A 20,230-nucleotide genomic window follows, 5' to 3' on the forward strand; every position below is an offset into this window, starting at 1 on the left:
GCCCTGCGGCCCCGCGCCCACGGCATCGTCAGCCCCGGCTAGGCCGTAAAGGCCGCCAGCCGCTGCCCCAGTTCGGCAATGCCCGCCGCATCGGCATTGGCGAAGGCGATGCGGAAATGCGCCGCGCCGATCGCATCGCCCTCGGGCATGAACATGGTCCCGGGCAGTGCCAGCACGCCCGCCTCGCGAACCAGTCGCGGCGCGAGATCGGCCGAGGAGGCGGCAAAGGGATGACGCAGCCAGGCGAAATAGGCGCCGCAGCTGCGCAACTCCCATCCCGGCAATTGCGACAGGACCCGCGTGGCGGCGGCACGGCGGATCAGGATCTCGGCCCGTTCGCCCGCCAGCCAGTGGCGCAGGTTCTGCATCCCCCAGAGCGCACCGATCTGGCCCAGCTGCGAGGTCGAGATGGCGACGGTATCGAGAAACTTCTCGGCCTCGATCATGCGATCCTGCCCCGCGATCATCGCGCCGACGCGATGCCCGGTCAGGCGATAGGCCTTGGAGAAGGAGTAGAGCTGGATCAGCGTTTCCCCGGCCCCCTCGCGGGTCAGCAGGTCATGGGGTGCGCCCTCGCGCGCATCGAAATCGCGATAGGTCTCGTCCAGCACCAGCGCAATGCCATGCGCACGGCAGAGGTCATAGAAGCGCGTCAGCAGCCCCTCGGGATATTCCGCCCCGGTCGGGTTGTTCGGCGTGACCAGCACGATGGCGCGGGTGCGCGGCGTGATCAGCGCCGCCGCAGCCTCGGGGTCGGGCAGCATGGCGGCGTCGCAGGCCAAGGGCCGGGTGACGATGCCCATCATGTCGAGCCACATCTTGTGGTTGAAATACCACGGCACCGGCAGGATCACCTCATCCCCCGCCGCCGCCAGCATGGTCATGGCGGTGCAGAAGGCCTGGTTGCAGCCCTGGGTGATCGCCACCTGCGCGGGCGCGACAGTCGCGCCATAGGAGCGCGAAAACTCCTCGGCCACCGCCTGCCGCAGATCGGCATTGCCCAGCACCGGCCCGTAAAGATGCGCGTCCGCCCGGTTCAGCGCCGCCTCGGCAATGGCACGGCGCAGCCCTTCGGGGGGCGGATCGACCGGCGCGGCCTGGCTCACGTTGATCAGCGGCCGATCGGGCGGGAAGGTCACACCGTTCAACCAGCGCCGCGCCTCCATCACCGGGGGGCTGAAGGTGGCGGCAATGGCGGGATTGGTCGGTGCGGACATGTCAGTTCCGTTCAAGGAGATTGAGTTCGGTAAGGTCGGGCGGCGTCGAAAGGTCGAGCGCGGGAGCGGCGCTGGTTTGCGACGGGGCTTCGGTCGGGGCTTCCGCGACGGGTGCGGGTTCCTCTGCGGGCTCGACCGCCACCGGTTCGGGCGCGGGTTCCGGTTCCGGCTGCGGTTCCGGTTCAACCGGCGCTGGCTCGACGGCCTCTGGCTCTGTCGGCGCGGCGTCGGCCTGCACCTCGGGCAGCGGGGCGACCGGGTCGGGCAGGTCATCCGGCACGGCGGCATCGGCCAGACCCGCCGGGGCGGCGGCCAGCGACGGCGCCCCGCGCGACAGAACGCCCGACAGGTCCGGCGCCTCCTCGGCCTCGGGCGCGCTCAACCGGCTGACCGAGATGCGGTCGGCGGCAGGATCGGGCATCTGGACCGGGGCGGCCGAGGAAACCGGCGCAGGCTCGGCGGCGGGGGCCGCGACGGCCGGGGCCTCGGTCAGGCTGGCACTGGCGGCGGGAGCGGCAGGAATGGCCGGAACCGGCGGGGCCAGATCGGCGCTGCGGGCAAATTCCGATCCGACCGGCAGGTTGACCGATCCGGCCTGCGGCGCAGGATCGGCAGGGCCGTCAACCGGGGTCTCGGCGGGCGACAGCGCCGCAGGTTCGGGCGCGGGTTCGGGGACAGGAGCGGGCACGACCGCAGATTCGGGTGCCGCCTCGACGGGTTCGAGCGGCGATGCGGCCTCTGCCGGCGCTTCGACCGGTACCTCTGCCGGCTGTTCCGGCACAGGCTCGGATACCGGCACCGCCAGCGCCAGCGCCAGCAGCCCCGCCGCACCGGCAAGCCCGCCATGGATCAGCCCGGTCCCGAATCCCTTTGCCATCCGCCTCGTTTCCCTGCTGGCCGGGCTTGACCCCCCGGCGCGCTTTGGCCCATCTATAGCGGGTCCGAAATCCGGGGGAAACCGCCCCCGACCCCAAGCGCGAAGGTCCGGCCATGACAGCCCCCCGTATCCTGCTGATCGACAATTACGACAGCTTTACCTGGAACCTCGTGCATTATCTGGGCGAGGCCGGGGCCGAGGTGACCGTTCACCGCAACGACGTGCTGACCGTGGAGCAGGCGCTGGCGCTCAACCCTGACGGCATCGTGATCTCGCCCGGCCCCTGCGATCCGGCGCAGGCGGGCATCTGCCTGCCGCTGATCCGCGCCGTGGCAGAGACGCGCATCCCGCTTCTGGGTGTCTGCCTTGGTCATCAGGCCATCGGCGAGGCCTTCGGCGGCAAGATCGTCCGCGCCAACCGCATCCTGCATGGCAAGGTTGACCAGATCCTGCATGACGGCACCGGCGTGTTCGAGGGCCTACCCTCGCCGCTGAAAGCCACCCGCTATCATTCGCTGACGGTCGAGCCGGAAAGCCTGCCCAACTCGCTGCGCGTCACCGCACGCTCGGATGACGACACGATCATGGGGCTGGTCCACGAGGCGCTGCCGATCGAGGGCGTGCAGTTCCACCCCGAATCCATCGCCTCGGAACATGGGCACGAGATGATCCGAACCTTCCTTGGGCGCTGCACCCCGCGTCGCGAGGCCGCATGATTACCGATGACATCCGCCCGCTGATCGGCCTTGCCGCCAGCCGCCCGCTGACCGGCCCCGAGGCCGAGGCCGCCTTTTCCGCGCTGTTCGAGGGCCATGCGACACCCGCCCAGATCGGCGGCCTCCTCATGGCGCTGCGCGTGCGCGGCGAGACGGTGGACGAGATCGCCGCCGCCGCCCGCGCCATGCGCGCCCGGATGAACCGCATCCACGCCCCGGACGGCGCCATCGACATCGTCGGCACCGGCGGCGACGGCAAGGGCACGCTGAACATCTCGACCGCCACCGCCTTTGTCGTGGCCGGGGCGGGCGTGCCGGTGGCCAAGCATGGCAACCGCAATCTCAGCTCGAAATCCGGTTCCGCCGATGCGCTGAGTCAGATGGGCATCAATGTGCTGGGCGGTCCCAAGGTGGCACAGGAGGCGCTGGACCGCGCCGGCATCTGCTTCATGATGGCGACGATGCACCACCCGGCGATGCGCCATGTCGGCGCGCCGCGCACGGAGCTTGGCACGCGCACGATCTTCAACCTCCTGGGTCCGCTGACCAACCCGGCCTCGGTGCGCCGCCAGCTGACCGGCGCCTTCTCGCGCGACTGGATCCGGCCCATGGCCGAGGTGCTGCGCGATCTGGGTTCGGATGCCGCATGGCTGGTTCATGGCGGCGATGGCACCGACGAGATCAGCATCGCCGGCACCAGCTATGTCGCGGCGCTGAAGGACGGCCAGATCACCGAGATCGAGGTGACGCCCGAGGATGCGGGCCTGACCCGCCACCCGTTCGAGGCGATCATCGGCGGCGAACCGGCCCATAACGCCGCCGCCTTCCGGTCGCTCTTGGAGGGCGAGGCCAGCGCCTATCGCGATGCGGTTCTGCTGAACGCCGCCGCCGCTTTGGTCATCGCCGACCGCGCCAGCGACCTGCGCCAAGGCGCCGAGATTGCCCGCAAGTCGATCGACAGCGGCGCCGCCAAGGCCCGGCTTGTCGCGCTCTCCGAGGTCACCGGCCCGCCCGAGGCATGATCCCTCCCTCCGCTTGGGCGCATCTGCCCTTCTTCCGCGAGGACTGGCCCACGATCCGCGACCGGCTGGCCGATGCCCCGGACTGGCTGCCCGGCCCCGACCGCCTTTTCGCCGCGCTCAGCGCCACGCCGCCCGAACGGGTGCGCGTGGTGATTCTGGGCCAGGACCCCTATCCGACCCCCGGCCATGCCAATGGCCTCGCCTTCTCGGTCGCCCCCGACATCGCCCTGCCCCGGTCGCTGAAGAACATCTTTGCGGAACTCCGCGAGGATCTCGGCAACGCCCCGGCCACCGGCGACCTGACCCCCTGGGCCGAACAGGGCGTGCTCCTTTTGAACACCTCGCTCTCGGTTCTGCCCGGTCAGGCGGGCGTTCATGCCAGGTGGGGCTGGGACCGCCTCGCCCGGCAAGCCGTGACGGAGGCGCAGCGCCATGGCCCGCTGGCCTTCCTCCTCTGGGGCAACCACGCGCAGAAGGCGCTGGCCGGCCTGCCCCGGCCGCAGGATCTGCTGCTCGAAACCGCCCATCCTTCCCCGCTCTCGGCCCGGCGCGGCTTCTTCGGCTCGCGCCCCTTCAGCCGGATCAATGACTGGCTGGCGGCGCAGAACCGCGCCCCGATCCTCTGGACCCGGTAGCTTCTTTCCCGCCGAGATATCCCGGGGGAGTCCGCGCAGAGGACGGGGGCAGCGCCCCCTTCCTTTGCCGCCGCAGCAAGGGTAGAACCAGACCATGCATATTCTCGACAAGATCAAGGCCTACAAGCTGGACGAGATCGCGGCCGCCAAGGCCGCGCGTCCGCTGGCCGATGTGGAGGCCGCCGCCCGCGCCGCCGATGCCCCGCGCGGCTTTGCCGCCGCCCTGACGGCCAAGGCCGCCCAAGGCCCGGCGCTGATTGCCGAAATCAAGAAGGCCAGCCCCTCGAAAGGGCTGATCCGGCCCGATTTCGACCCGCCGGCGCTGGCGCGCGCCTATCAGGCCGGTGGTGCCGCCTGCCTGTCGGTGCTGACCGACGGCCCGAGCTTTCAGGGCGCGCCCGGGTTCCTGACGGCCGCGCGCGCCGCCTGCGACCTGCCGGTGCTGCGCAAGGATTTCCTCTATGACCCCTACCAGGTGGCCGAGGCGCGCAGCTGGGGCGCCGATTGCATCCTGATCATCATGGCCTCGGTCGATGATGCGCTGGCTGCGGAACTCGAGGATGCGGCCTTCCACTGGGGCATGGATGCGCTGATCGAGGTGCATGACGGCGAGGAACTGGACCGCGCGCTGCGGCTGAAATCGCCATTGATTGGTATAAACAACCGCAATCTCAAGACCTTCGACCTGTCCCTTGATGTAACGCGCGAGCTTGCGCCGCGCGTTCCGGCGGATCGCGACCTGGTCTGCGAAAGCGGGCTATTCACCCCCGCCGACCTCGCCGCGATGATGGCCGTCGGCGCACGCCGCTTCCTCATCGGCGAAAGCCTGATGCGGCAGGCCGACGTCACAGCCGCCACCCGCGACATCCTCAAGGTGGCCGCATGAGCCTGACGCATTTCGACGCCGCCGGTCAGGCGCATATGGTCGATGTATCCGGCAAGGAAACGACCGCGCGCGAGGCCGTGGCCGAGGGCTGCGTGGTGATGACGCCCGAGACGCTGGCCTTGGCGCAGGGAGGGGCGAAGAAGGGCGATGTCATGGGCGTGGCCCGTCTGGCCGGGATCATGGGCGCGAAACGCACCGCCGATCTGATCCCGCTCTGCCATCCGCTGCCGATCACCAAGGTGGCGCTGGACCTGACCCCGGATGCCTCCCTTCCCGGCATCCGCGTCACCGCCACCGTCCGCACCGCCGGCCAGACCGGGGTCGAGATGGAGGCGCTGACCGCCGTCTCGGTCGCCTGCCTGACCATCTATGACATGCTGAAAGCCGCCGAGAAGGGCATGCGGATCGAGCATATCCGCCTTCTGCGCAAATCCGGCGGCAAGTCCGGCACCTACGAGGCCGAGGCATGATCTCCGTCGACGAGGCGCTGCAGCGCGTTCTGGCGCTGGCCCGTCAGCCCGAGGGCGAAGAGATCGCCATTGCCGATGCCGTGGGCCGCGCGCTGCTGGCCCCGGTCGCGGCACGGCTGACCCAGCCCCCCTTCGATGCCGCCGCGATGGATGGCTATGCGCTGCGTGAAGCCGATCTGGCAAAGCCGCTGCGGGTCATTGGCGAATCCGCCGCCGGGCATCCGTGGCAAGGCGAGGCCCGGCCCGGCACCGCCATCCGCATCTTCACCGGCGCCGCCGTGCCCGCGGGCTATGACCGCGTGGTCATGCAGGAAAACACCGCGCGCGAAGGTGATGTTCTCACTGTCACCGATGCCTCGGGTGGCAGCCATATCCGCCCGCGTGGCAATGATTTTTCCGACGGCGACCGCTTCGATCCGCAGCGTCCGCTGACACCGTCGGACATTGGCCTTCTGGCCGGGATGAACATTCCCCGCGTCACCGTCGCCCGCCGCCCGCGTGTCGCGGTGCTGGCCACGGGCGACGAGTTGCTGCGCCCCGGCGAAATCCCCGGACCGGGCCAGATCATCTGCTCGAACGACATCGCCGTGGCCGCGCTGGCCCGTGCCGTCGGGGCGGATGCCGAGGTCCTGCCCATCGCGCGCGACACCGAAGCCAGCCTGCGCGACAGCTTTGCCCGCGCGTCGGGCGCCGATCTTCTGGTGACGATCGGCGGCGCCTCGGTCGGCGATCACGATCTGGTCGGCAAGGTCGCCGGCGAGCTGGGCATGGATCGCGCCTTCTACAAGATCGCCATGCGCCCGGGCAAGCCGCTGATGGCCGGAACCATCGGCCACACCGCCATGCTGGGCCTGCCGGGTAATCCCGTATCGTCAATAGTTTGCGCAATTATTTTCATGCAACCTCTCATCCTGCGGATGCAGGGTTTGCCTGGCCTCGTGCCGACCTTCAAGGGTCGGTTGGCCAATGACCTGCGCCCCGAGGGACCGCGCCAGCATTACCTGCGCGCGACGCTGAGCACGGGCGATGACCTTCCCCGCGTCACCGCCTTCGGCGATCAGGATTCGGCCCGGCTCGCCCTGATTTCGCAGGCCGATGCGCTGATGATCCGCCCGGCAAACGATCCCGCCCGCAAGGCCGGCGAAGTGGTCGAGTTCATCCCGCTTCGTTCCTGAAGGTTAACCTTTTGTTCACGGCTGGCGGTGCAGATTGTTGACGTGATTCGTCAATCAGGTTAGAACATTCATCGAACACTGCCCGAACGGGCCTTGCCGGGGATCGACGCAGATGCTGACCAAAAAGCAGATCGAACTGCTGGACTTCATCCAGAAACGCATGGCGCGGGACGGCGTGCCGCCCTCGTTCGACGAGATGAAGGATGCGCTGGACCTGCGCTCGAAATCCGGCATCCACCGGCTGGTCACGGCGCTGGAGGAACGTGGCTTCATCCGCCGCCTGCCGCACCGGGCGCGGGCGCTGGAAATCATCCGCCTGCCCGACAGCATGGGCGGCGCCGCTGCCATTCCCGGCGCGGCCCCGGCCGAACCAGCACCGGGCTTCGCGCCCCGCGTCATCACCAACAACCGCCCGCCGCAGCCGCGCGGAGCCATCGGCGTCGTTGACAGCCCGGCGGTTGAACTGCCGCTGATGGGCCGCATCGCCGCCGGTGTGCCGATCGAGGCGATCTCGGAAATCTCGCATCACATCGCGGTTCCGGGCAGCATGCTGCGCGGGCGCGAGAACCATTACGCGCTCGAGGTGCGGGGTGATTCGATGATCGAGGCCGGGATCAACGATGGCGATGTCGTGGTGATCCGCGAACAGGACACGGCCGAGAATGGGGATATCATCGTGGCGCTGGTCGAAGGCCATGAGGCGACGCTGAAACGCTATCGCCGCCGCGGCGCGATGATCGCGCTCGAGGCGGCGAACCCGGCCTATGAAACCCGGGTGCTGCCTGAATCCGCCGTGCGGGTGCAGGGCCGTCTGGTCGGGCTGATCCGCAGCTATTGACAGGTGGCGGCGCGAAACACGCCCTCAGCCAAAGAAGCCCGGCCCCGCCTTCCCCAGCAACTCCTCGGCCAGATCGTGGCCCATCGCCGTGCCTTCGGCCACGCTGCCCTCGCGCCGTCCGGCAATGACCAGCAATCCATCGGGCGACAGGATCTCGCCGCGCAGAACAAGCCGCGTCCCGTCCAGCTCGGCCAGCCCGGCAATCGGCGTCTGGCAGGAGCCGTCGAGCCGCGTCAGGAAGGCCCGCTCGGCGAAGATGCGCTGGCCGGTCTCGACATCGTTGATGCGGTGCAGCAGCGCGGCGGCGCGGTCATCGGCTGCGCGCCGCTCGACCCCTATGGCACCTTGGGCCACGGCGGGCAGCATCTCCTCGGGATCGATGGCACTGCGCGCCACATGTGCCATGTCCAGCCGGCGCAGGCCGGCCATGGCCAGAAACGTCGCGGCGGCTACGCCCTCATCGAGCTTCTTCAGCCGGGTCTGCACGTTACCGCGAAACTCGACCAGTTGCAGATCGGGCCGGCGATGGGCCAGCTGCGCCCGCCGCCGCAGGCTCGAAGACCCCACCACCGTCCCGGAGGGCAGGTCTGCGATCGAGGCGAAATGCGGGCTGACAAAGGCGTCGCGCACATCCTCACGCGGCAGGTAACAGTCGATCAGCAGCCCCTCGGGCTGCAGCGTCGGCATGTCTTTCATCGAATGCACGGCGACGTCGATGGCGCCCTCGCTCAGCGCCTCCTCGATCTCGCGGGTGAACAGGCCCTTGCCGCCGATCTCCTTCAGCGGTCGGTCGGTGACGCGGTCGCCGGTGGTCTTGATCACCACGATCTCGAAGGCCAGGGCGGGCAGGTCATGGGCGGCCATCAGCCGGGCGCGGGTCTCGTGCGCCTGCGCCAGCGCCAGTGCCGAGCCGCGGGTGCCGATGCGAAGCGGCGATTGGGAAGTGGGCATATCCATCATGCCCTTGCCATAGCGTCGGGTCGCGCGCTTGACAACGCCTCGCTGGACCCCTTGAAGGGGCGGGACTGGAGGCCCCATGACCAAGCTGCTGCTGCGCGCCCTCGCGGGTGAGACCCTGCCCACCCCGCCGATCTGGATGATGCGCCAGGCCGGGCGCTATCTGCCCGAATATCGCGCCACCCGCGCCGAGGCCGGCGATTTCCTGTCGCTCTGCTATAACCCCGAACTGGCCGCCGAGGTGACGCTGCAGCCGATCCGCCGTTTCGGCTTCGACGCGGCGATCCTGTTTGCCGATATCCTCCTGGTGCCGCAGGCGCTTGGCGCGGACCTGTGGTTCGTGACCGGCGAGGGGCCGCGCCTCTCGACCCTGACCGATGCCGCGGGGGTGGCGGCGCTGCGTCCGGCGGCGGACATTCACGAGACGCTGGCCCCGGTTTATGAAACCGTCCGTATCCTGTCGCGCGAACTGCCGCGCGAAACCGCCCTCATCGGCTTTGCCGGCGCGCCCTGGACGGTGGCGACCTATATGGTCGCCGGTCGCGGCACGCCCGATCAGGGTCCGGCCCATGCGATGATCGCCGCCGACCGCGCCGCCTTCACCGCGCTGATCGAGCGGATCACCGAGGCGACGATCCTTTACCTCTCCGCCCAGATCGAGGCCGGGGCCGAGGTGGTGAAACTCTTCGACAGCTGGGCCGGCAGTCTGAAGGGCCAAGATTTCGACGATTTCGCCCTTGCGCCCGCGCGCCAGATCATCGCCGCGCTGAAGGCGCGTCACCCCGGCGTGCCGGTCATCGCCTTCCCGCGTCAGGCGGGTGATCGCTATATCGGCTTTGGCCGGGCGGTCGGGGCCGATTGCGTGGCGCTGGACAATTCGGTCACAGCCGAATGGGCGGCGGCCAATGTGCAGGTCGATGGCTGCGTGCAGGGCAACATGGACCCGCGCCACATGGTCACGGGCGGGCCGGAACTGGTGGCCGAGGCGCAGCGGATCACCCGCGCCTTCCGTGGCGGGCCGCATGTCTTCAACCTCGGGCACGGCATCACCCCGGATGCCGATCCCGACAACGTGGCGCGGATGATCGACGCGGTGCGCAGCGCCTGAGATGCTGTGGATCGCAACCACGCTGATCGCGGCGCTGGCCCAGACCGGCCGGAACGCCGCGCAGGCGGGCCTGACCGGGCGCATCGGCACCGCGGGCGCGACGGCGGTGCGCTTCATCTTCGGCCTGCCTTTCGCGGCGCTGGCGCTGGCAATCACGGCCTTCGTGACCACCCTGCCCACACCGGGCACGGCCTCGATAGGCTGGGCGGTGATGGGCGCCGTGGCACAGATGCTGGCGACCGGCTTCCTGCTGATGGCGATGCAGGGACGCGGCTTCGGAGTCGCCACCGCGCTCAGCAAGACTGAACCCGTGACGCTGGCGCTGATCGGCGCGCTGATCCTGGCCGAGCCACTGGGCTGGGGCCGTATCGGTGCCATTGCCACCGCTGTTCTGGGCGTGCTGCTGGTCTCGGGCGCCGACTGGAGCCGCGCCGGGCTGCGCAGCATCTTTGACGGTGTGATGGCGGGGGCGCTGTTCGGCCTCTCGGCCATCGGCTTTCGCGGCGCCATTCTGGCCCTGCCCGAGGGTGGCTTTGTCCTGCGCGCGCTGACCATCCTGACGCTGACGCTCGCCGTGCAGACGGTTCTGGCGCTGCTCTGGCTCACGCTTTTCGACCGCAAGGCTCTGGCCGGGATCGTCCGCGAATGGCGCGGATCGCTGGCCGCCGGGGCGCTTGGCGCCTTTGCGTCCCTTTTCTGGTTCACCGGCTTTGCCCTGACCTCGGCCGCCAATGTCCGCACGCTGGCATTGATCGAGGTGCCTTTTGCGCAAGTGGTCTCGGGCCGGGTTTTCCGCCAGCGCGTCTCGGCGCGTCAGCTGGCCGGGATGGCGCTGATCGTCGCCGGGGTCGGCTGGCTCTTGTGGGTGGCGATCTGAGGCAGCAGCGCCTCAGTGGAACAGCACCGGCAGCATCGACAGCACCAACCCCGCCGCCATGGTCCAGTTGAAGGCCCGAAGCCGCCCGGGTGCCGCCAGCAACCGCCGCAGCCCCTGCCCCATCGCCGCCCAGAGCGAGACCGAGGGCAGGTTCACCAGCGCAAAGACCAGCCCCACGACCAGCGCCCCGCCGACGCCCGCCGCATAGGCCGAGAGCGCGCCAAGCGCCATCGCCCAGGCCTTGGGGTTCACCCATTGGAACGCCGCCGCTTGCAGGAAGGTCATCGGCCGTGCGCTGGCGGCCCTATCCTCGGAGGGGCGCGAGGAATGGGCGATCTTCCACGCCAGCCACAGCATATAGGCAAGGCTGGCCCATTTCAGCAGCTCGGACAGGAGCGGCGAGCCGGTGATCAGCCGGTCGAAACCCAGCCCCAGCACCATGACCATCGCGCCAAAGCCAAGCGAGACGCCCAGCATATGCGGCACGGTGCGGCGCAGGCCGAAATTCGCGCCCGAGGCCATCAGCATCATGTTGTTCGGCCCCGGCGTGACCGAGGTGATGAAGGCAAAGCCGATCAGGGCAATGAGGATGTCGGGCTGCATGGCGGACCTCTGTGATTTCTTGCGCAATATTTGCGCTATCTCGCGCGCAATTGTCTTGCTTTTTGCGTCTTCATTCCGTCATTCTTGCAATTCATGAGCGATATTGACCAGATTTCCGACCGGATATTGCGCGCCTTGCAGGCGGACGGCCGCATCTCGAACATCGACCTCGCCGCCAAGGTCGGGCTGTCGCCCTCGGCCTGCCTGCGCCGGGTGCAGGAGATGGAGCGGCGCGGGATCATTGCCGGCTATCGCGCCGTCATCAGCGCCGAGGCGCGGGATGTGGGCTTCGTGGCCTATGTGATGATCGGCCTCTCGCGCCATTCGACCGAGGCGCAGCAGGCATTCGAGCGCACCTGCCGCGCCGCGCCGCAGGTGCGGGAGTGCCACAACATCACCGGCACGGTGGAATACCTGCTGCGCGTCGAATGCCGCGACCTGGCCGCCTACAAGCAGTTCCACACCGACGTGCTGGGCGATTTCACCCATATCGCCACGATCACCACCCATGTGGTCATGGGCAGCCCCAAGGACGAGCGCGCGTAAGCCAGCCCTCGGAATGCGCGCTCAGAAGGCGTTGCGCTCGTGATAGGTGCGCAGGAAGGACTGGATGCGGGCATCCTCGGGCTGGTGCAGGATGCGTGAGGGCGCATCGACGGCGACCAGTTCCCCTGCCTCCATGAAGGCCACCTGATCGGCGACATGGGCGGCAAAGCCCATCTCGTGGGTGACGACCACCATGGTCATGCCCTCGCTGGCCAGCGTCTTCATCACCGTCAGCACCTCGCCCACCAGTTCCGGGTCAAGCGCACTGGTCGGTTCATCGAACAGCATCAGCTTTGGCTCCATGGCGATGGCGCGGGCGATGGCGACGCGCTGCTGTTGCCCGCCCGAGAGGCGCGCGGGGTGGTTCGCCATCCGGTCGGCCAGACCGACCTTGCGCAAAGCCTCGGCGGCGCGGCTCGCGGCCTCGGCCTTGGGCAGCCCGCGCACGCGGATCAACCCCTCGGCCACGTTTTCCTGCGCGGTCATGTGGGGCCAGAGGTTGAACTGCTGGAACACCATGCCGATCCCACGCCGCATCTCGCGCAGCTTGCGTCCGGACATCTTCTTGCCCGGCGCGTCATAGCCGATCATCTGCCCGTCGATCAGCACCTCGCCCGAGTCGTATTCCTCGAGGAAGTTGATGCAGCGCAAAAGGGTCGACTTGCCCGAGCCCGACGGCCCGATCAGGCAGGTGACCTTGCCCGGCGGGATCGACAGGTCGATATCGGTCAACGCCTGGAACGGGCCGTAGAACTTGTTGACCTTGCGGATCTCGACGCTGGATGCCTGAACCATCTCAGACCCTTTCGATCAGATGTTGGGTGATGCGCGTCTCGAAGCGGCGGCCAAGGCGCGAGATCGCCTCGACCAGCCCCCAGAAGAACAGCGCCAGCACGAAATTCGCTTCCAGGTAGCGGAAGGTTTCGGTGGACATGCGGCTGACCTGATACATCAGCTCGGGCACGGTGATGATCGACAGGATCACCGTCTCCTTTGTCAGGATGATCGAGAAATTGACCAGTGCCGGCAGGGCCGAGACCAGTCCCAGCGGCAGAAGGATACGGCGAATGATCGACACCTCGGCCATGCCGATGGCGCGCGCGGCCTCGATCTGGCCCTTCGGCACGGCATTGAAGCCCGAGCGGAAGATCTCGGCGAAATAGGGGCTGCCATAGATGGTCAGGCCCAGAAGTCCGGCGGGCAGCGCATCCAGCCGGAGCCCGACCAGCGGGCCACCGTAATAGAGAACGAAGAGTTGCACGAGGAAGGGCGTACCGCGGATCACCTCGATATAGGCCTGGAGGAGCCAGCGCAGCGGGCGCGGGCCATAGCGTTGCGCCAGCGCGATCATCAGGCCAAGCGCCATGCCGAGGATGGTGCCCATGATCCAGCAGAAGATGGTGATGCCGAAGCCGCGCAGCAGCATCGGGCCGTATTGCTGAAAGACGCTCCATTCCATCAGACGGCCGCCTTGTGTTCCAGCCAGCGGCCGATCCCGGCGAGGCAGAGGTTGATGGCCAGGTAGATGCAGGCGGCGGCGAGATAGACCTCGAGCGGGCGGAAGGTGGTGGCGGCCTGCGCCTGGCTGGCGCGCGTCACCTCCATGATGCCGACCATCGAGACCAGCGACGAAGCCTTGACCAGCAGGATCAGTTCGTTGACCAGCGCCGGCAGCGACATGACCACGGCCTGCGGCAGCACGATCCGGGTCCAGATGGTGCCCGGCGCCATGCCGATCGCCTCGGCCGCCTCGGACTGACCGGGGGGCAGCGCGCCGATCGCGCCGCGCCAGATCTCGCTGATATAGGCGCTGGCGCAGATGCCGACGGTGATGACGGCGGCGGCCAGTGCGGGAATGCTGATGCCGACGACGGGCAGCAGGTAATACATCAGCAGCAGTTGCACCAACAGCGGCACACCGCGCAGGAAGCTGACCCAGATGGCGGCGAACCGGCGCAGCCCGCGTGATTTCGACAGGGCACAGGCGCAGACCAGCGCGCCGATCACCAGCCCCAGCGCAATGCCAAGGCCCGAGACCAGCAGCGTGAAGCGCGCGGCCATGGCCAAAGGGCCAAAGCTTTCAAGGAAGGTCGGAATGGAAAACATCGCCGCTTTCTCTGGCAGATGCGGGCGGGGGTGGCCCCGCCCGCGATGCGATCACTCGGTCGGGACTTCGCGCGGCAGATCGGGCGCCACGCCCAGCCATTTCTCCTGGATCGCGGCCATGCGGCCATCGTCATGCATCTTCAGGATCGCGGCATTCACCGCCTCGACCAGCGACGCCGAATCCTCGTCCTTCTGCATCGCCCAGGCAAAATACTTCGGCTCGCCAAAGGTCGCGGGATCGGTCTGCACGAAGGTCTCGGGGCGGTTCTTCACAAGGTAGGCGAGGTTCGGCGAGGAGCCAGCCACCGCGTCCAGACGTCCGGCGGCCAGGTCGGCATAGGCCTCGTCGGTGGTGCCGTATTCCTTGATCGACACATCGCCAAGGCTGGCGCCATAGGCCTCGAGCTGCTTGAACTGCGCCGTGCCCTGCTGAACGCCGACGGTCTTGCCGGCAATGTCTTCGGGCTTCTGCACCGCATCGCTGCTGACCGCGCGGACAAGGCCCACGGTGGCATCGGCGATGGGCAGGCCAAAGGCGTAACGCTCGATCCGCTCGGGCGTGACGGTCACCGGGGCGATGATGATGTCGAACTTGCCAACCTCGAGGCCCGGCAGCTCGGCCGGCCAGGGGATGTCCTGATAGACCGGCTCGACGCCCAGTTCCTTCGAGACCTCGTCGAACAGGTCCTTGGTCATGCCCTCGTAGGTGCCGTTGTTCAGCATGTCGAAGGGCGCGTAATGCATGTCGGTCGCGGTGACGATTTTGCCCGCCGCCTTGATGTCGGCCAGCTGGTCGGCCAGAGCCGGGGTGGCAAGGCCAAGGATGGTCATCCCCAGAAGGGCGCCTTTCAGGGTGGTCAATGTCATGGGTCTCTCCTTGTTGGTCGTCTTTTGGTTTACCGGCATCACAGGATGCCGGGCAGGTTCAACTGGTGCTCGCGGGCGCAGTCCAGCGCGATGTCGTAACCGGCATCGGCATGGCGCATGACGCCCGTGGCCGGGTCGTTCCACAGCACCCGCGCGATCCGGGCATCGGCATCCTGCGTCCCGTCGCAGCAGATGACCATACCCGAATGCTGCGAGAAGCCCATGCCGACCCCGCCGCCGTGATGCAGGCTGACCCAGGTGGCGCCCGAGGCGGTGTTCAGCAGCGCATTCAAGAGCGGCCAGTCGCTGACCGCATCGCTGCCGTCCTGCATCGCCTCGGTCTCGCGGTTGGGGCTGGCGACCGAGCCACTATCCAGATGGTCGCGGCCGATGACGATGGGGGCGGAAAGTTCGCCATTCCGCACCATCTCGTTGAAGGCCAGGCCCAGCTTGTGCCGAAGGCCAAGGCCGACCCAGCAGATCCGCGCCGGCAGGCCCTGAAAGCTGATCCGGTCGCGCGCCATGTCGAGCCAGTTGTGCAGATGCGGATCGTCGATCAGCTCTTTCACCTTCTGGTCGGTCTTGTAGATGTCTTCCGGATCGCCCGACAGCGCCGCCCACCGGAACGGGCCGATGCCCCGGCAGAACAGCGGGCGGATATAGGCGGGGACAAAGCCGGGGAAGGCAAAGGCATTTTCCAGCCCCTCTTCCAGCGCCACCTGGCGGATGTTGTTGCCGTAATCCAGCGTCGGCACGCCGGCATTCCAGAAATCGACCATGGCGGCCACGTGCTGCTTCATGCTGGCCCGTGCTGCGGCCTCGACCGCCTTGGGCTCGCTTTCCTGTTTCGCGCGCCATTCCGCGACGGTCCAGCCAAGCGGCAGATAGCCATGCACCGGATCATGGGCCGAGGTCTGGTCGGTGACGATATCGGGGCGCGCGCCGCCTGCTTTCATGCGGCGGACGAGTTCGGGGAAGACCTCGGCGGCATTGCCGATCAGCGCCACCGATTTCGCCTCGCCGGCCCTGGTCCACTGATCGATCATCGCCAGCGCCTCGTCCAGATCATGGGTCTTGGCATCGACATAGCGGGTGCGCAGGCGGAAATCGGCGCGGGTCTCGTCGCATTCGACGGCAAGGCAGCAGGCCCCGGCCATCACCGCCGCCAAGGGCTGCGCGCCGCCCATGCCGCCAAGACCGCCGGTCAGGATCCACTTGCCCTTCAGGCTTCCGCCGTAATGCTGCCGGCCCGCCTCGACGAAGGTTTCATAGGTGCCCTGAACGATCCCTTGGCTGCCGATATAGATCCACGACCCGGCGGTCATCTGGCCATACATGGCCAGGCCCTTCTTATCCAACTCGTTGAAATGGTCCCAGGTGGCCCAATGCGGCACGAGGTTCGAATTGGCGATCAACACGCGCGGCGCGTCCTTGTGGGTCTTGAAGACGCCCACCGGCTTCCCGGACTGCACCAGCAGCGTTTCGTCGGCCTCGAGATCCGTCAGGCTTTTGACGATCAGGTCGAAATCCTTCCAGGTCCGAGCCGCCCGACCGATGCCGCCATAGACGACCAGCTCGTGCGGGTTCTCGGCCACGTCGGGATGCAGGTTGTTCATCAGCATCCGCATCGGCGCCTCGGTCAGCCAGCTTTTCGCGGTCAGCGTGTTGCCGGTGGCGGGATAGATGTCGCGGGTATTGTGACGGGGGTTGTGGCGGGGATTGTTCATCGCTTCATGCCTTCAGTTCGGCGGCCAGCGCCGCGAGGTCGTTGAGGATCTTGCCGAGGGTGGGGCGCAGGGCTGCGGCCTTGGCCTCGTCATAGGCGAAGGGGGCGGTCTCGGTGGCGAGGTGTGTCGACTGCGCGAGTTCCATCTGGATGGCGTGGACACCCTGCCCCGGCTGGCCGTAATGCCGCGTCGTCCAGCCGCCCTTGAAGCGGCCGTTCAGCACATGGGTCCGACCCGTGGCGGCGCAGGCGTCAAGGGTCGCCGCCTCGATCCGGGGATCGCAGGTCGCGCCCATGTTGGTGCCGATGTTGAAATCCGGCAGGGTGCCCTCGAAGAGGAACGGGATATGGCTGCGGATCGAGTGGCAGTCATAGAGGATCGCCACCCCATGCCGCGCCTTCACCCGTTCGATCTGCGCCTCCAGAGCTGCGTGATAGGGGGCGTGGAAGCGGGCCTTGCGCTCGGCAATCTCCTCGGCTGTCGGCTCCTCGGTCCAGATCGGCGCGCCGTCGAAATCGGTCAGCGGCACCAGACCCGTGGTGTTCTGGCCGGGATAGAGGCTCGCGTCATCCGGCCCGCGATTGGCGTCGATGACATAGCGGTGGAAGGTCGCCCGCACCGTGGTCGCGCCGGGCAGAAGCTCGTCATAGAGCCGGTGGATATGCCAGTCGGTATCGGCCAGCTCCTGCCCGCGCGGGTTCAGCCGGGCGAAGATCGCATCCGGCAGGAAGGTGCCGGTATGCGGCAGGCCGAGGATGACCGGGCTGTCCCCTTCGTGGATTTCGACCGGGGTCACGGGTGAACCTCGGCCAGGGCCTCGGCGGGCACGGCGGCGACCAGCGCGCCGCTGCTGACCAGCCGGGCCGATTCCACCAGATCGGGGGCGAGGTAGCGATCCTCGACCACCGCTGGCACCGTCGCGCGCAGCCGCTCGATCACCGCCCGCAGCGGCGCCGAGGTCGCCAGCGGCGCGCGGAACTCCACGCCCGCCGCCGCGCACATGGCCTCGATGCCGATGATCTGGCCAAGGTTCGCGTTCATCCGCTTCAACCGCCGCGCGCCATGGGCGGCCATGCTGACATGGTCCTCCTGATTGGCGCTCGTCGGAGTGGAATCCGTGCTGCACGGCGTTGCCAGATGCTTGTTCTCGCTCATCAGCGCGGCGCTGGTGACTTCCGCAATCATCAGCCCGCTGTTCAGACCCGGATCGGGCGTCAGGAAGGGCGGCAGGTCATGGCTCAGCGTCGGGTCGACCATCAGCGCGATGCGGCGCTGCGCGATGGCGCCGATCTCGGCAATGGCCAGCGCGATCTGGTCGGCGGCAAAGGCCACCGGCTCGGCATGGAAGTTGCCGCCCGAGACGATCTGGTCGGCCTCTGTCAGCACCAGCGGGTTGTCGGTCGCGGCGTTCGATTCAATCTCCAGCGTCCGGCCCGCCTGCCACAACAGGTCGATGCAGGCGCCCGTCACCTGCGGCTGGCAGCGGATGCAATAGGGGTCCTGCACCCGGGTATCGCCCTCGCGGTGGCTTTCGCGGATCTCCGATCCCGCCATCAGGTCGCGGATCGCCTGCGCCGCGACGATCTGGCCGCGATGGCCGCGTAAGGAATGGATTTCGGCGAGGAAGGGCGCAGTCGAGCCCATGATCGCATCGGTCGACAGCGCCGAGACGACCAGCGCCGCCCGGGCCGAAGCGAAGGCATTGAAAAGTCCCGCCAGCGCGAAGGCGGTCGAGACCTGCGTGCCGTTGATCAGCGCCAGCCCCTCCTTGGCCGCCAGCACGACGGGCGTCAGCCCCGCCGCCGCCAGCGCCTCGGCGGACGCCATCTCGCGGCCCCCAAAGGTCGCGCGCCCCTCGCCCAGCAGCGTCGCCGCCATATGCGCCAAGGGCGCCAGATCGCCCGAGGCACCGACCGAGCCTTGCGCCGGAATGACCGGCAGCACGCCCTTGGCCAGCATGTCCTCGATGAGCGCAATCACCTCGGGGCGCAAGCCAGAGGCCCCGCGCCCCAGCGACAGCAGTTTCAACACCATGATCAGCCGCACCGTTTCCGGCTCGACCGCCTCGCCCACGCCGCAGCAATGCGACAGGATCAGGTTCCGCTGAAGGGTGGCCGTGTCCTTCGCCGCGATCTTGATCGAGGCCAGCTTGCCGAAGCCGGTATTGACGCCATAGACGGCGGCATCGCCCTCGACCGCGGCCTGAATGCGGGCGGCGGCGGCGGCGATGCCGGGCCGGGCGCTGTCGGCCAGCCGCACGGCCAGCCCCTCGCGCCAGACCTGTTCAAGCTGCGCCAGCGTGGTGTCGCCGGGGGTAAGGATGAGTTCAGACAAATTCGCCTCCGACGATGCGGGCATGAAGGGGGTTGAAGCCGATGCGATAGGAAAGCTCGGCCAGATCTTTAATGTCCCAGACCGCCAGATCGGCGCGCTGGCCGACGGCGATGCTGCCGCGATCGCTCAGTCCAAGCGCGCGGGCCGCATGGGTGGTGACGCCCGCCAGGCATTCCGAGGGCGTCATGCGAAACAGCGTCGCCCCCATGTTCAGGGTCAGCAGGATCGAGGTCAGCGGCGATGTGCCGGGGTTGCAGTCGGTCGCCAGCGCCATCGGCACGCCGGCATCGCGCAGCGCCTGGATCGGCGGCAGCTTGGTCTCGCGCAGGGTATAGAAGGCGCCGGGCAGCAGCACCGCGACGGTGCCCGACTTGGCCATCGCCGCGATGCCGTCGGCACCGAGATATTCCAGATGATCGGCCGACAGCGCGCCATGTTCCGCCGCCATCGCCGCCCCGCCGAGATCCGACAGCTGCTCGGCATGCAGCTTGACCGGCAGGCCCAGTTCTGCGGCGGCGTCGAACACCATCGCCATCTCGTCGCGGGAAAAGGCGATGCCCTCGCAGAACCCGTCCACCGCGTCGATCAGATCCTCGTCATGGCCCTGTTTCATCCCGGCGATGACCACCTCGCGCAGATAGCCGGCGCGGTCGTCCCTGTATTCCGGCGGCAGGGCATGGGCAGCCAGCCAGGTGGTGCGCACCGAAACCTCGCGCCGCGCCTCGATCAGCCGGGCGACGCGCAGCATCTTCAGCTCGCTTTCGACATCCAGACCGTAACCGGATTTCACCTCGATCGTCGTCACCCCCTCGGCCAGCAGCGCATCGACCCGCCGCAAAGCCTGCGCCAAGAGCACCGCCTCATCCCCCGCGCGCGTGGCGTTGACGCTGGAAAGGATGCCGCCCCCGGCCCGCGCGATCTCCTCATAGCCGGCACCCTCCAGCCGCATCTCGAATTCGCGCGCGCGGTCACCGCCGAAGACGATATGCGTGTGGCAGTCGATCAACCCGGGCGTCACCACCCGCCCCGCCAGATCCTCGCGTTCGGCATGGGCATAGCGCTCGGGCAGCTGGGCCGGGTCACCGATCCATGAAATCCGGTCATCCTCGAGCAGAATCGCGGTGGCGGCGGAGAGGCCATATTGCCCGGTATCCGCGTCCCGTTCGGCAATCCGGACATTGCTGAGAAGATGCATGGGGCCGCCTTTCGTGACTTTCTATGTCTAGACTTATTGCTGTTCTATGTCTAAACTTAATCGCAGTCAATCAC

22 protein-coding genes are annotated in these 20,230 nt (G+C 68.0%); 10 read left to right on the top strand and 12 right to left on the bottom strand.

Annotated features, from left to right (window positions below; translation table 11 throughout):
* Positions 1-38: 38 nt before the first annotated feature.
* Complete coding sequence (locus Q1A36_RS03555) at positions 39-1,217, bottom strand: aminotransferase (RefSeq protein WP_299839819.1); 1,179 nt, start codon at positions 1,215-1,217, stop codon at positions 39-41.
* 1 nt (position 1,218) lies between these two features.
* Positions 1,219-2,094, bottom strand: coding sequence for a hypothetical protein (locus Q1A36_RS03560; RefSeq protein WP_299839822.1), 876 nt, complete (start codon positions 2,092-2,094; stop codon positions 1,219-1,221).
* 113 nt (positions 2,095-2,207) lie between these two features.
* On the opposite strand from Q1A36_RS03560, the gene Q1A36_RS03565 reads away from it, so the two are divergent.
* The 7 genes from Q1A36_RS03565 (at position 2,208) to lexA (ending at position 7,836) form a co-directional block, all read left to right on the top strand.
* Positions 2,208-2,810: an aminodeoxychorismate/anthranilate synthase component II gene (locus Q1A36_RS03565; protein ID WP_299839825.1), complete on the top strand. Its 603-nt coding sequence runs from the start codon at positions 2,208-2,210 to the stop codon at positions 2,808-2,810.
* Positions 2,810-3,832: an anthranilate phosphoribosyltransferase gene (gene trpD, locus Q1A36_RS03570; protein ID WP_299840487.1), complete on the top strand. Its 1,023-nt coding sequence runs from the start codon at positions 2,810-2,812 to the stop codon at positions 3,830-3,832. The genes Q1A36_RS03565 and trpD overlap by 1 nt, the downstream gene beginning before the upstream one ends.
* On the top strand, positions 3,829-4,467 hold the full coding sequence (locus Q1A36_RS03575) for a uracil-DNA glycosylase (RefSeq protein ID WP_299839828.1): 639 nt from the start codon (positions 3,829-3,831) through the stop codon (positions 4,465-4,467). Before trpD ends, Q1A36_RS03575 begins: the two co-directional genes overlap by 4 nt.
* A gap of 94 nt (positions 4,468-4,561) precedes the next feature.
* Positions 4,562-5,353: an indole-3-glycerol phosphate synthase TrpC gene (gene trpC / locus Q1A36_RS03580; RefSeq protein ID WP_299839831.1), complete on the top strand. Its 792-nt coding sequence runs from the start codon at positions 4,562-4,564 to the stop codon at positions 5,351-5,353.
* Positions 5,350-5,823 (top strand): cyclic pyranopterin monophosphate synthase MoaC, encoded by a 474-nt coding sequence (gene moaC / locus Q1A36_RS03585; protein ID WP_299839870.1) that lies wholly within the window; start codon positions 5,350-5,352, stop codon positions 5,821-5,823. The genes trpC and moaC overlap by 4 nt, the downstream gene beginning before the upstream one ends.
* Positions 5,820-6,998, top strand: a complete 1,179-nt coding sequence (gene glp / locus Q1A36_RS03590; RefSeq protein ID WP_299839873.1) for a gephyrin-like molybdotransferase Glp — start codon at positions 5,820-5,822, stop codon at positions 6,996-6,998. The genes moaC and glp overlap by 4 nt, the downstream gene beginning before the upstream one ends.
* 112 nt (positions 6,999-7,110) lie before the next feature.
* Positions 7,111-7,836, top strand: coding sequence for a transcriptional repressor LexA (lexA, locus tag Q1A36_RS03595; RefSeq protein ID WP_299839876.1), 726 nt, complete (start codon positions 7,111-7,113; stop codon positions 7,834-7,836).
* 24 nt (positions 7,837-7,860) lie between these two features.
* Here lexA and hemC read toward each other — a convergent pair whose 3' ends face one another.
* On the bottom strand, positions 7,861-8,787 hold the full coding sequence (hemC, locus tag Q1A36_RS03600; protein WP_299840491.1) for a hydroxymethylbilane synthase: 927 nt from the start codon (positions 8,785-8,787) through the stop codon (positions 7,861-7,863).
* 85 nt (positions 8,788-8,872) lie between these two features.
* On the opposite strand from hemC, the gene hemE reads away from it, so the two are divergent.
* Both hemE and Q1A36_RS03610 read left to right on the top strand, forming a co-directional pair.
* On the top strand, positions 8,873-9,901 hold the full coding sequence (gene hemE, locus Q1A36_RS03605; RefSeq protein ID WP_299839879.1) for a uroporphyrinogen decarboxylase: 1,029 nt from the start codon (positions 8,873-8,875) through the stop codon (positions 9,899-9,901).
* A gap of 1 nt (position 9,902) precedes the next feature.
* On the top strand, positions 9,903-10,778 hold the full coding sequence (locus tag Q1A36_RS03610) for a DMT family transporter (RefSeq protein ID WP_299839881.1): 876 nt from the start codon (positions 9,903-9,905) through the stop codon (positions 10,776-10,778).
* Between the two features lie 12 nt (positions 10,779-10,790).
* On the opposite strand, the gene Q1A36_RS03615 is transcribed toward Q1A36_RS03610, so the two are convergent.
* A complete protein-coding gene (locus tag Q1A36_RS03615; RefSeq protein ID WP_299839884.1) occupies positions 10,791-11,381 on the bottom strand; it encodes a LysE family translocator in 591 nt (196 codons plus the stop codon).
* A 93-nt stretch (positions 11,382-11,474) separates the two neighbouring features.
* Between Q1A36_RS03615 and Q1A36_RS03620 the strand changes: the two genes are divergently transcribed.
* Entirely contained in the window at positions 11,475-11,927 is a 453-nt protein-coding gene (locus Q1A36_RS03620; RefSeq protein ID WP_299839886.1) for an Lrp/AsnC family transcriptional regulator, read from the top strand.
* 21 nt (positions 11,928-11,948) lie between these two features.
* On the opposite strand, the gene Q1A36_RS03625 is transcribed toward Q1A36_RS03620, so the two are convergent.
* From Q1A36_RS03625 to hutI, 8 genes are read right to left on the bottom strand one after another with little or no spacing between them, the layout of a single operon-like run.
* Positions 11,949-12,722 (bottom strand): amino acid ABC transporter ATP-binding protein, encoded by a 774-nt coding sequence (locus Q1A36_RS03625; protein WP_299839889.1) that lies wholly within the window; start codon positions 12,720-12,722, stop codon positions 11,949-11,951.
* A gap of 1 nt (position 12,723) precedes the next feature.
* Positions 12,724-13,386, bottom strand: coding sequence for an amino acid ABC transporter permease (locus Q1A36_RS03630; RefSeq protein ID WP_299839892.1), 663 nt, complete (start codon positions 13,384-13,386; stop codon positions 12,724-12,726).
* Complete coding sequence (locus tag Q1A36_RS03635) at positions 13,386-14,033, bottom strand: amino acid ABC transporter permease (protein ID WP_101751903.1); 648 nt, start codon at positions 14,031-14,033, stop codon at positions 13,386-13,388. Before Q1A36_RS03635 ends, Q1A36_RS03630 begins: the two co-directional genes overlap by 1 nt.
* A gap of 51 nt (positions 14,034-14,084) precedes the next feature.
* Complete coding sequence (locus tag Q1A36_RS03640; protein ID WP_299839899.1) at positions 14,085-14,900, bottom strand: transporter substrate-binding domain-containing protein; 816 nt, start codon at positions 14,898-14,900, stop codon at positions 14,085-14,087.
* Between the two features lie 38 nt (positions 14,901-14,938).
* Positions 14,939-16,627, bottom strand: coding sequence for a urocanate hydratase (gene hutU, locus Q1A36_RS03645; protein WP_299839901.1), 1,689 nt, complete (start codon positions 16,625-16,627; stop codon positions 14,939-14,941).
* 4 nt (positions 16,628-16,631) lie between these two features.
* Positions 16,632-17,423: an N-formylglutamate deformylase gene (gene hutG / locus Q1A36_RS03650; RefSeq protein WP_299839904.1), complete on the bottom strand. Its 792-nt coding sequence runs from the start codon at positions 17,421-17,423 to the stop codon at positions 16,632-16,634.
* Positions 17,420-18,985 (bottom strand): histidine ammonia-lyase, encoded by a 1,566-nt coding sequence (hutH, locus tag Q1A36_RS03655; RefSeq protein ID WP_299839907.1) that lies wholly within the window; start codon positions 18,983-18,985, stop codon positions 17,420-17,422. The genes hutG and hutH overlap by 4 nt, the downstream gene beginning before the upstream one ends.
* Positions 18,954-20,156, bottom strand: coding sequence for an imidazolonepropionase (hutI, locus tag Q1A36_RS03660; protein WP_299839910.1), 1,203 nt, complete (start codon positions 20,154-20,156; stop codon positions 18,954-18,956). Before hutI ends, hutH begins: the two co-directional genes overlap by 32 nt.
* Positions 20,157-20,230 lie beyond the last annotated feature (74 nt).

Origin of the sequence: uncultured Paracoccus sp. (assembly GCF_947487305.1) — a bacterium.
Lineage (GTDB): Bacteria > Pseudomonadota > Alphaproteobacteria > Rhodobacterales > Rhodobacteraceae > Paracoccus.